The 11,203-nt window shown below is 61.1% G+C and carries 11 protein-coding genes and 1 tRNA gene; 9 read left to right on the top strand and 3 right to left on the bottom strand.

What is annotated here, in order from left to right:
• The 3 genes from CAPSK01_RS11310 to mutM form a co-directional block, all read right to left on the bottom strand.
• On the bottom strand, positions 1 to 463 hold a 463-nt coding region (locus CAPSK01_RS11310), incomplete at its 3' end, for a sulfite exporter TauE/SafE family protein (protein WP_273703541.1).
• 82 nt (positions 464 to 545) lie between these two features.
• Complete coding sequence (locus CAPSK01_RS11315) at positions 546 to 2,501, bottom strand: dynamin family protein (RefSeq protein WP_034926373.1); 1,956 nt, start codon at positions 2,499 to 2,501, stop codon at positions 546 to 548.
• Between the two features lie 75 nt (positions 2,502 to 2,576).
• Positions 2,577 to 3,404: a bifunctional DNA-formamidopyrimidine glycosylase/DNA-(apurinic or apyrimidinic site) lyase gene (mutM, locus tag CAPSK01_RS11320; RefSeq protein ID WP_034926376.1), complete on the bottom strand. Its 828-nt coding sequence runs from the start codon at positions 3,402 to 3,404 to the stop codon at positions 2,577 to 2,579.
• Between the two features lie 91 nt (positions 3,405 to 3,495).
• Here mutM and CAPSK01_RS11325 point away from each other — a divergent pair, with 91 nt between their 5' ends.
• The 9 genes from CAPSK01_RS11325 (at position 3,496) to CAPSK01_RS11365 (ending at position 11,125) form a co-directional block, all read left to right on the top strand.
• A complete protein-coding gene (locus CAPSK01_RS11325) occupies positions 3,496 to 5,250 on the top strand; it encodes a tetratricopeptide repeat protein (RefSeq protein ID WP_034926745.1) in 1,755 nt (584 codons plus the stop codon).
• 59 nt (positions 5,251 to 5,309) lie between these two features.
• Positions 5,310 to 5,900: a lipoprotein insertase outer membrane protein LolB gene (lolB, locus tag CAPSK01_RS11330; RefSeq protein WP_034926378.1), complete on the top strand. Its 591-nt coding sequence runs from the start codon at positions 5,310 to 5,312 to the stop codon at positions 5,898 to 5,900.
• Positions 5,897 to 6,757, top strand: coding sequence for a 4-(cytidine 5'-diphospho)-2-C-methyl-D-erythritol kinase (gene ispE, locus CAPSK01_RS11335; protein ID WP_273703542.1), 861 nt, complete (start codon positions 5,897 to 5,899; stop codon positions 6,755 to 6,757). Before lolB ends, ispE begins: the two co-directional genes overlap by 4 nt.
• 110 nt (positions 6,758 to 6,867) lie before the next feature.
• Positions 6,868 to 6,944 (top strand) — tRNA-Gln (locus tag CAPSK01_RS11340).
• Positions 6,945 to 7,037: 93 nt separating this feature from the next.
• On the top strand, positions 7,038 to 7,988 hold the full coding sequence (locus tag CAPSK01_RS11345; RefSeq protein ID WP_034926749.1) for a ribose-phosphate pyrophosphokinase: 951 nt from the start codon (positions 7,038 to 7,040) through the stop codon (positions 7,986 to 7,988).
• Positions 7,989 to 8,071: 83 nt separating this feature from the next.
• On the top strand, positions 8,072 to 8,680 hold the full coding sequence (locus CAPSK01_RS11350; protein ID WP_034926381.1) for a 50S ribosomal protein L25/general stress protein Ctc: 609 nt from the start codon (positions 8,072 to 8,074) through the stop codon (positions 8,678 to 8,680).
• 65 nt (positions 8,681 to 8,745) lie between these two features.
• Positions 8,746 to 9,315 (top strand): aminoacyl-tRNA hydrolase, encoded by a 570-nt coding sequence (gene pth, locus CAPSK01_RS11355; RefSeq protein ID WP_034926384.1) that lies wholly within the window; start codon positions 8,746 to 8,748, stop codon positions 9,313 to 9,315.
• A gap of 13 nt (positions 9,316 to 9,328) precedes the next feature.
• Positions 9,329 to 10,420 (top strand): redox-regulated ATPase YchF, encoded by a 1,092-nt coding sequence (ychF, locus tag CAPSK01_RS11360; protein ID WP_034926385.1) that lies wholly within the window; start codon positions 9,329 to 9,331, stop codon positions 10,418 to 10,420.
• A 186-nt stretch (positions 10,421 to 10,606) separates the two neighbouring features.
• The gene (locus CAPSK01_RS11365; protein WP_034926388.1) at positions 10,607 to 11,125 is read left to right on the top strand and encodes a signal transduction histidine kinase; all 519 of its coding nucleotides are present in this window, start codon (positions 10,607 to 10,609) and stop codon (positions 11,123 to 11,125) included.
• Positions 11,126 to 11,203 lie beyond the last annotated feature (78 nt).

The following is an 11,203-nucleotide window of genomic DNA, read 5'->3' on the forward strand; positions in this document are numbered from 1 at the left end:
CCAGCGCCGACACCGCACCGATGCCGCTGCCGACGGCAAATACGCCGCCGGCACCCGGCAACTCGCGTGCCGCTTTCGGCTTCAGGTTGAGGATCATCTGCACGGCCACGCAGCAGACGAATGCCGTAAAAAAACCGGCCAGTGGTTTGGCCGGGACACTCGCAGCGAAGAGCGTGCCAAGCAGCGTCCCGACGAGAATTCCCGGCGTGATCTGGGCGACGATCTTCCACAGCACCGCACCATGCTGGTGATGCGCACGCAGACTGGCCAGAGAGGTGAACAGGATCGCCGCCATCGCGGTTCCAAGGGCCAGATGGAGAACTTCCGTCGGCGGGAAGCCCGCCTGGCTGGCAAACATCATGGTCAACGCCGGGACCATCACCAGTCCGCCGCCAATGCCGAGCATGCCGGCAAAGAAACCGGTAAACAGACCCAGCGCAACATATGACAACCACCAGAGCAACTTCAAATCTCCTCATCTGCATCTGCCAGGATCCGCCGCCCCGGCCCACGGTCATGGCGATTCGAGCCCTCCGGTCACTGTTTCAGGCAGCGCTCAGCATCTCCTCGCGGTTCACCGTCTGCTGCAGGATCTCGCGAAAATTTTCACTGATCTTGCCAAGTACAGTCAACTGTAGAAGCAGCTTGCTCTCGACATGTTCCAGTTCATCGATCCGCTCTTCAAGCGAATCGGTCGCCTGGTGAATCCGCTTGATGCTTTCCAGCCGGCGCTTGAGCTGAATCTGATGTTCGCGAATCTGAACCTCCAACGGCAACATGATCGCCTTCAGCCATGTTTCGGCATCGCGATTGGCATGCTCGAAAGCCTTGCGTACCTGCACCGCCACCTCCTCGAAGAAGCGTTGCGTGAGCTGGCTCTTTTCGTGCGTCAGCAACTGGAAAACGGAATTGATATGGGTATGGCACCATTGATCGAGGCGGTCGATTTCCTTCTCGTACTTCTGCAGCGAGAAAGCGGTCGGCGTACCCAGTTTGAGACCGTGTTCAACAGCGAATTTCTTGTAGATGGCCTCCATCATCGTCATGATTTCGGTGACCTCTGCCCTCGAACTGGCGAGATTGCCGCGCGCGACCGTAAAGAAGCGATCAATCGCGTTGGTTAGTGTGCTGGAAAAGGTGGCTGTCACCATCGCATCACGCGTCGAGGTGCTCAACAGACGCAGCGCATCAAGCCCGAGATGCGCAAAAAGCTTGTTGCTCAGTTGTGAAAAGACGCTGCGCACAGCGTAGTAGCGCTGCAGGCCGGATTCAAATTCCTCCTTCTCGCCTCGCACCTTGCCCATCATGTACTCGACGACCCCCTTGTTCTTGCCCCGCAGATCCGCCAGCTCGCCAAGCTGTTCGCGCAGACCGGCGAGGCGCGATTCAAGCAGGCTGTGGGTCCGCTGATGGCAATCGGCAAACTCGACATGGATGCTGTCGCGAACGATCTCCTGCTTGGCCGGGATCAACTCCTCGGAAAGGGCACGCTCAAGCCTCGTCAATTGGCTGCGCTGGAGCAATTCGGGATCATCATTGATCTTGGCTACCAGCGCCTTTTGTGCCGAAACCGGAAAAATCTGATCCTCCGGCAAATCAAGCGCCCACGCGCAGGTGTCGACCTGTCTGGTAATTTCCGCGTCGATTTCTTCCGCTGACTTGAGTTCGTCCCACAAGCTGTCGATCTTGTTGAGCACGACGATGCGGCCCTTCTTGCGGCCAACGGGGGTGCCGATGTATTCGCGCCAGACCATCAGATCGGACTGCGTCACCCCGGTGTCAGCGGCCAGAATGAACAGCACTGCATGCGCGTTGGGCAGCAGGGACAGCGTCAGTTCGGGTTCCGTGCCAATCGCGTTGAGACCGGGGGTGTCGAGGATGACCAGTCCCTGCTGCAACAGCGGATGCGGAAAATTGATGATCGCATGCCGCCAGCGCGGGATTTCGACGTCACCCTGTTCATCGATGCGCAACGCAGCAAGCTCGCCATCCGTCATGGCAAAGCCGAGTCTTTTGGCCATTGCCAGGTCGACGCGGATGACGTCGCTGACATGGCGAAGCGCCTCCTGCATGGCTTCAGCTGAGCTGGTGTCGATCGGGAGTCGTTCCCATTGAGCAGGCAAGTGCTTGTATTCGCTGAGGCTGCTGTTGGATTCACGGCTCTCGATGGGCAGCAGCTCGATCGATGGCGGCTTCGCTCGGTCGTACATCAACTCGGTTGGACACATCGTCGTACGGCCGGCTGTCGAGGGCAGAATGCGGTTGCCGTAACCAGCGAAGAAAATGGCGTTGATCAACTCCGACTTGCCGCGCGAGAACTCGGCGACAAATGCGACATGCAGGCGATCTTCGCGTAACTTGTCACGCAGTTGGGCAATACGCCGATCGATCTGCGCGTCTGTCAATTCGTTCTCGACGAGCCAGCCTGCGAACTTCTCCAGAACTCCGGAGATGCGCGCACGCCATTCGCTGTAGGCGGCAAAATGTTGGGCAAGCGTCATGGCAGGTTCCAGCACAAGGCACAGGTTTTCACTCTACCACAAGGTCGTGTTCAATCAGCGACATAGACCGACAACTCAACGCTGGCAGCACGGGCAGTAGAAAGTCGAGCGGCCCGCCTGGCGAATGACCCGTACCGGTCTGGCGCAAGTCGGGCAGGGCTCGCCCGCGCGACCATAGACCCTGCAGGAAAGCTGGAAACAGCCGGCACCACCATCGCTATGCACATAGTCGCGCACACTGCTGCCGCCGGCGGCAATGGCGGCCTCCAGCGTTGCACGAATGGCATCGACCAGCACACGGTAGCGCTGACGGCTGATCCGGTCACTGCTGCGCAGTGGTGATACGCCAGCGTGATGGAGACTTTCGGCAGCGTAGATATTGCCGATGCCAACAACCAGACGACCATCCATCAGCAACGGTTTGATCGGCACCCGGCGGCCGCGCGTCGCCGCATGCAGCCAGTCACCGTTGAAATCCTCGGAGAGCGGTTCGATGCCTAGACCGGCGAGGGCCGGATGCTTTTCGACACCGCAGCCCTCATGCCAGAGCAGCGCCCCGAAGCGGCGCGGATCGCGAAGACGCAGAACGGTATGCGCGAAAACCAGATCAAAGTGGTCGTGCTGCTGTGCCGGCGTAGCCAGCGGTACCAAGCGCAGACTGCCCGACATGCCGAGGTGAAGGAGCAGCCAGCCACCACCGCGGGTACTCTGACAGTCCAGCAGAAGATATTTGCCACGCCGCAAGATGGCCTCCACACGCAGACCGGCCAGACGCGCATCGAGCCCGGACGGAATCTCGTGCCGCAGCCGCGGCGTGCGCACCACCGCACCAACGATCGCTTGCTGGGACAGGCAAGGGAGCAATCCTTGCCTGCTGACTTCAACTTCCGGGAGTTCTGGCATTGCTGCTACCGCAAAAAGTCCATAACATGCGCAAATTATGACGCAAAGTCACCGTCAGTTCCTGCAACGGTCCAAGGCAAGCAAGGAAATCATGAAATCGATCAAGAATACCCTCCTCTGCACGGCTCTGGTGCTTGCCTTCGGGGTACCCGCCCTGGCTGCCGCCGACCTCCCATCCGGAAAAAGCAAATCGACAGGGCGTGAGTTCAAGCGCAGTACCCCGGAGACCATCGCGCCACGCTCTGACGATCAGGAGTACAAGGAGCTCAGCGTGCAGGTGGTCTATCAGGTCCTGCTCGCCGAAGTGGCCCTGAAGCGAGGCAAAGCCGAATTTGCCAGCCAGGCCTATGCCGACCTGGCCGTGCGCACCCGCGACCCGGCCATTCTGGCAAGGGCGACTGAGGTGGCTGGATACGCGCGTCGTTACGATCTGATTCTCGACCTCGCACGCTTGTGGTTGCAGGTCGAGCCTGCCTCGAAGCGTGCCCAACAAGTGCTGGTCGGTGTCATGATCATGTCCAACCAGTTCGATGGCCTGGCCCCGCAATTGATCCAGATGCTGGAGGCCGACAAGGAAGCGCTGCCGGGCAACCTGTTGGCGCTGAACCGGATGTTTGCCCGCAACCAGGATCGCCAGGCAGTCCTGCAGTTGATCATCAAGGTCTGCGCGCCATTCCTGGACCGGCCCGAGGCGCATTACGCCATCGCCGTGGCTGCCAGCGCAGCCGGTGACCACACCCGCGCACTCGTCGAAACGCGACGTGCGCTCGAGTTGCGCCCGGACTGGGAAGCGGGGGTCCTGCTGGAAGCACAGCTGATCGCCCAGCAATCATCCACCGAGGCCATTGCTTCACTGCAACGCTTTGTCGAACGTCATCCGCAAGCACGCGAGGTACAACTGTACCTCGCGCGCGCGCTGGTCGGCGAGAAGCGTTATGGCGAAGCCAAAGCGCAGTTTGAGCGCTTGCTGCTCGCCAACCCGAACAACCCGGATGTGGTTTTTCCGGTGGCCATCCTGGCTCTGCAGGAAAACGACAGAACACTTGCCGAGACGCAACTCAAACACCTGGTGACGCTCGACATCCCGGACAAGAGCGCAGCCTACTTTTACCTCGGTCAGCTTGCCGAAGAAGGCAAGCGTGCTGACGAGGCATTGGCCGATTACCGACAGGTTGGACCGGGCGAGCACTATCTTCCGGCGCAGATTCGCAGCGCCGGCATCCTCAACAATCAGGGCAAGCTCGATGAGGCGAGACGCCAGCTTCGCGATGCGGCAGCCCGGAACCCGTCGTCACGCGTCCAGTTATCCATTGCCGAGGCCGCCTTGCTGCGCGATGCGAAGCAGACCGAGATGGCGCTTGCCCTGCTCGACCAGGAGCTGGGTACGCAGCCGGAGCAGCCCGAGTTGCTCTATGAGTCGGCGCTGCTGGCCGAGAAACTCGGACGCCTGGAAATCATGGAAAGCCGCCTGCGCAAACTGCTTGAACTGCAGCCGGAGAATGCACAAGCCTACAACGCACTCGGTTACGCCTACGCCGATCGCAACATACGGCTGCCTGAAGCCCGGCGGCTCATCGAAAAGGCTCTGCAACTGGCGCCCAATGACCCTTTCATCCTCGACAGCATGGCCTGGGTTCTTTATCGGCAAAACGATCTCGAAGGCGCACTGGCTCTCCTGCAACGCGCCCTGGCTCTGCGCCCCGACCCCGAGATCGCGGCACACACCGGGGAAGTGCTGTGGATGCTCGGTCGCAAGGATGAAGCCCAGCGGACCCTGCGCGAGGCGCACAAAAAGGACCCGGAAAACGAGGTGCTGAAGGAAGCGATCAGGAGGTTCCTGCCCTGACCGGAAAACGCCCGCAGCTTGGCCTGATCCGATGCAGCCGTGCAATCCTGATCGCACCATTGATCGGGGTCGGCGTGCTCGGTCTGGGTGCCTGCTCCGCCCTGGGACCGGCGGCCAGCGCACGCCCAACGGTCACCATCGCACGAGACCGCCTGCAGGGCTTCTCGCTGACCGGCCGCTTTGCGCTGCGCCAGGAAGGGAAGAACTACCCTGGTCGCCTGTATTGGCGTCATGACGGCGACCGCGACGAGTTGCTGTTGTCCTCGCCGCTCGGGCAAGGCCTGGCCGAGATCGTCAGCGATGCCGCGGGCGCACGCCTGACTGGTAGCGATGGCAATTCGCATACGGCAGCGACTGCCGATCAGCTGCTGCAGTCGCTCCTGGCTTACCCCTTACCCTTGAGCAGACTGCCTGACTGGCTGCGTGGCTGCAATCCTGACGGTGGCCGCCTGGCACTGGACACCCTCGGCCGCCCGCTGCGCCTGCGGTACGAGGACTGGCGGATTGATTATGAGTACGACAATGACGACCCACAGGCCCTCCCCGGCCGCTTGTTTGTCGAGCGCGAGGACGGCTTTGAACTCCGCCTGCGCATCGAGGAGTGGCAGATGTTGCCGACTGCGCTGCCTGCCAAGGCCTGCGCTCAATGACTTCCAGCCACCAGTCCTGGGACTGGCAAAGCATTTATCCGGCGCCCGCCAAACTCAATCTCTTCCTGCATGTCGTTGGCCGCCGTGCCGATGGCTATCACCTGCTGCAGACAGTATTTCGCTTCCTCGGCCATGGTGACCGGCTGCGTTTCTCGCCACGTGCCGATGGCTTGGTGCGTCTGGCAACACCCCTTGCAGGCATGGCCCCTGATCAGGAACTGAGCGTTCGCGCCGCCCGCCTGCTCCAGGCTGAAACCCATTGCCCGACCGGCGTCAACATCAGTATCGAAAAGCACCTGCCGCTCGGTGGCGGTCTCGGCGGCGGCAGCTCGGATGCGGCGACAGTCCTGCTGGCGCTCAACCACCTCTGGAAACTGCATTTGCCGCGCCGGCACCTGCAGGAAATCGGCCTCGCTCTCGGCGCCGACGTGCCGGTCTTCGTTTTCGGACGCAACGCTTTTGCCGAAGGCATCGGCGAAACCCTGCTGGCGGTCGAACTGCCGCCGCGCTGGTATGTGGTCCTCGAACCGCCGCTGCAGGTGCCGACTGCGGCCATTTTTGGCGCACCGGAACTCAAACGCGATTCGCTCGCAATCGACCCGGCATCATGGCGTCCCGGCTTCGGTGGCAACGACCTGGAAGCCGTGGCCTGTGCCCGCTTTCCGGCCATTGCCGAGCATCTCGTGGCCTTGTCAGTATCCACCCCTGCGCGCATGAGTGGTTCTGGTGCCTGCGTTTTCGCCGAGTTCACAAGCCGCGAACAGGCCGAGGACGCCCTACGGCAATTGCCCAGGACGATGCGTGGCTGGCTGGCAACGGGCCTGGACCGGCATCCCCTGTGCGAACTGGCGAGTTGAGGCCACGGCCGCGACCGAGCGCCTGCGCCTTGATCACACTTGTGCTTGCTGAAGAATCCCCGGTATAATCCGCGCCTCGTTCGCAATCCATGCGCGATGCGAGCGATCGCTGGGGAGTGGCCAAGTTGGTTAAGGCACCGGATTTTGATTCCGGCACTCGAAGGTTCGAATCCTTCCTCCCCAGCCATTTCATTTCTGTCAAAGCGGGCAGGCGGTGTTGGCTGCCCGTCTTGCTTTATACGGCGCCGAGACTTCGTTCGCGCGCCACGGGAAGCGCAGCATGGCCTACGACAGCCTGATGGTATTTACCGGCAACGCTAACCCGGCACTGGCTGCCGATGTCGTCAAGCGTCTCAACATCTCTCTTGGCCGCGCCCACGTCGGTCGTTTTTCCGACGGCGAGATCAGTGTCGAAATCCAGGAACATGTGCGCGGCATGGACGTGTTCATCCTGCAATCGACCTGTGCGCCGACCAATGAGAATCTGATGGAGCTGCTGGTCATGACCGACGCGCTCAAGCGCGCCTCGGCCGCCCGAATCACCGCCGCCATCCCCTATTTTGGCTACGCTCGCCAGGATCGCCGCGTACGCTCGGCGCGCGTTCCGATCGCCGCCAAGCTGGTTGCCGACCTGCTGACGGCTGCGGGAGTCCACCGGGTGCTGACCATGGACCTGCATACCGAGCAGATCCAGGGCTTCTTCAACATCCCTGTCGACAACATCTACTCGCTGCCGATCATGCTCGGCGACGTCTGGAAGAAGAATTTCGATCATCTGATGGTCGTCTCGCCCGACGTCGGCGGAGTCGTCCGGGCGCGGGCGCTGGCCAAACGTCTCGAATGCGACCTGGCGATCATCGACAAGCGTCGTCCGAAGGCCAATGTGTCCGAGGTAATGAACATCATCGGCGATGTCGAGGGGCGCACCTGCGTGATCATGGACGACCTGGTCGACACCGCCGGAACCTTGTGCAAGGCGGCGACCGCGCTCAAACAACATGGCGCCAGGCAGGTCCTTTCCTACTGCGTCCATCCGGTACTTTCGGGCCATGCCGTCGATCGAATCAATCACTCCGATCTCGACGAACTGGTCGTCACCGACACCATTCCGCTCAGCCTGGACGCGCTCAGTTCGCCGCGCATTCGCCAGCTTTCGGTAGCCGAGGTGATGGCCGAAACGATTCGCCGGATCAGCAACGAGGATTCCGTTTCCTCGCTCTTCATCGAGTAAGGCGCTCTGCGCCGCCGTAGCAATCAATTTTTCAACCCCCCGCCTGGTCGCGGGCGGGGTTTGTATCACATCAGGAGCTGTCCATGAAGTTTGAATTTGAAGCGCGCAAGCGCACCCTGCAGGGGTCCGGAGCGAGCCGCCGCCTGCGTCGCCAGAATCGCGTACCGGCGATCGTTTACGGAGGCTCGGCGGCACCGCAGTTGATCGACCTCGATCACAACGAAATTCTGCTCAACCTGCGCAAGGAAGCATTCCATTCTTCCGTTCTGACGCTGAACATCGATGGCCGCATCGAAAGTGTCGTGCTGCGTGACTCGCAGATGCACCCCTGGAAGCCACTGGTCCTGCATGTGGACTTTCAGCGGGTCGACATGGCCCATGCCATCCACCAGCGTGTACCGCTGCACTTCATCAACGCCGACATCGCGCCGGGAGTCAAGATCAGTGGCGGTCACGTCGCGCACGTCCACAACGACATCGAAGTGATCTGCCTGCCGCAGGATCTGCCGGCGTTTATCGAAGTCGACCTGCAGAACCTCCAGTCTGGTCACTCGATCCATGCTTCCGAGCTGGTTCTCCCGGCGGGCGTCACCCCGGCCCTGCATGGCGAGGATTACGTGCTGGTGTCGATCCCGGCCAAGAAGGGTGGTGACGACTCCGATACAGCCGAGGGCGCAGCGACTGCCGGCTAAACCCGCACCCCATCCCGGCCGCCGTCCGGTACCCAGTACCCGCGGCGGCTTGGGCAATCCATCGCATGCCACCACCCCGCCTGATCGTCGGCCTCGGCAACCCCGGCAAGGAGTACGAAGATAACCGGCACAATGTCGGTTTCTGGTTCGTCGACCAGTTGGCGCGGCGCTTGCAGGCACCGCTGACGCCGCAGGGCCGGTTCCTTGGCCGCGTTGCCCGCATCGGCGAGTTGTGGCTGTTACAGCCGATGACCTATATGAACCTCTCCGGTCAGGCGGTAGCCGGACTGGCCCGTTTCTACAAGATCGCCGATGACGAGACACTGGTCGTACACGATGACCTCGACTTGCCGCCCGGCAGTATCCGCCTCAAACAGGGCGGCGGCAACGGCGGGCACAACGGCCTCAAAGACATCCAGGCCCGCCTCGCCAGCCCGGATTTCTGGCGACTGCGACTGGGAATCGGGCATCCCGGCGAGCGCGCTGAGGTCGTCAACTACGTCCTCAAGGCACCACGACGTGAAGAGCAGGAACTGATCGACACGGCCATCGATCGCTGCCTGACGGCCTGGCCCCTGCTCGCCACCGGCGACTATGCGACCGCGCAACGGCAACTGCATCTCAAGACCATTTAATATCGGAATCCCAATGAGCCTCCAGTGCGGTATCGTCGGTCTGCCGAATGTCGGCAAATCCACCCTCTTCAATGCCCTGACCAAGGCGGGAATCGCCGCCGAGAACTACCCCTTCTGCACCATCGAACCCAATGTCGGGATTGTCGAAGTGCCCGATCCGCGCCTGCAGCAGATCGCGGCGATCGTCAGACCACAACGCATCCAGCCGGCGATCGTCGAGTTTGTCGATATTGCCGGCCTGGTTGCCGGCGCTTCGAAGGGTGAAGGCCTGGGTAACCAGTTCCTGGCCAATATCCGCGAAACCGATGCCATCGTCAGTGTCATCCGCTGCTTCGACGACGACAATGTCGTGCATGTCTCGGGGCGCGTTGATCCGTTGTCGGACATCGAAACCATCCTGACCGAACTGGCTCTCGCCGACCTCGCATCCGTCGAACGCACGCTCAATCGCGAGATCAAGAAAGCACGTGCCGGCGACAAGGAAGCGCAGAAACTGGTCGGCGTTCTCGAACGTCTGCTGCCGCATCTCAACGACGGCAAACCAGCGCGCACGCTGACTCTCGCCACTGACGAAAAGGCCCTGCTCAAACCGCTGTGCCTGCTGACCATCAAGCCGACGATGTATGTCGGCAACGTTCTGGAAGACGGTTTTCTGAACAACCCGCACCTCGACCACCTGCGTGCACATGCGGCCATCGAAGGTGCGCCGGTGATTGTTCTGTGCGCCAAGATCGAAGCCGAACTCGCCGACCTCGATGACGAAGACAAGGCGATTTTTCTGGCCGATCTCGGGCTCGAAGAACCCGGGCTGAACCGCCTGATCCGCGCAGCCTACCAGTTGCTCGGTCTGCAGACCTACTTCACGGCCGGCGTCAAGGAGGTGCGGGCCTGGACCATTCACGTCGGCGATACCGCCCCGCAGGCCGCCGGAGTCATTCACACCGACTTCGAAAGAGGCTTCATCCGCGCGCAAACGATCGCGCTGGCTGACTTCCTCGCCTGCAAGGGCGAGCAGGGAGCGAAGGAGGCCGGCAAGATGCGTGCCGAAGGCAAAGAGTACGTGATTAAGGACGGTGATGTATTGAATTTTCTGTTCAACGTCTAACTGACGTAGCCCCGGATGTCGGTCTCGCTGGCGTGGGTGTGTCGTGGCATGTCCGGTCGCGCCCGCACCCGGAGCAAGTCGCCCCGAGGTAGCTGGCAAGCGATCAGCAGGCCTGCGATACTAATGGTATTTCTGCAATGCCGCGCCTGACCTGTTTCTGGCAACCCATCAAGGAGTGCTCATCTCATGAAGCTTCGGACCATTTTTCTATTGCTTATCCTCGGCACCATCGCGGCATTTTCTCTGCTCAACTGGAACGTCTTCATCACCCCGACGACGCTTTCCTTGGGAATTACCGAAGTGCAAGCCCCACTGGGAGTGGTCATGCTCGGCGTGGTGGGGTTTCTCACCGTTTTCTTCCTCGTGTTCGTTGTTTACATGCAAGCCTCGGCGATATTCGATTCCCGGCGTCACGCCCAGGAACTACAGGTCAACCGCGAACTGGCTGACAAAGCGGAGGCCTCACGCTTCACCGAACTGCACAACTTTCTTGAGGCCGAATTACAGAAACTGGGGGGCAACCGCGACGCCAGATCGTCGTCGGCAACAGATCATCAGGCTGTTCTGGACAGACTCGATCGGCTTGAAAAGGAACTGTTTCTCGCCGTCGAGCAGTCAGGAAACAGTCTCGCCGCAAGTATCGGCGAACTCGAGGACCGTCTCGAAAGAAGCGCATTACTACCCCGTAAGCTGGGTAATTCATGACCGTTCAACGAGGAGCCGCCCGGCACTCTCGCGGCGTCGTCATGGCGGCACAGGCGGATCTGTTGTGAGGGGGGGGGT

Source organism: Candidatus Accumulibacter vicinus (assembly GCF_000584955.1).
Lineage (GTDB): Bacteria > Pseudomonadota > Gammaproteobacteria > Burkholderiales > Rhodocyclaceae > Accumulibacter > Accumulibacter vicinus.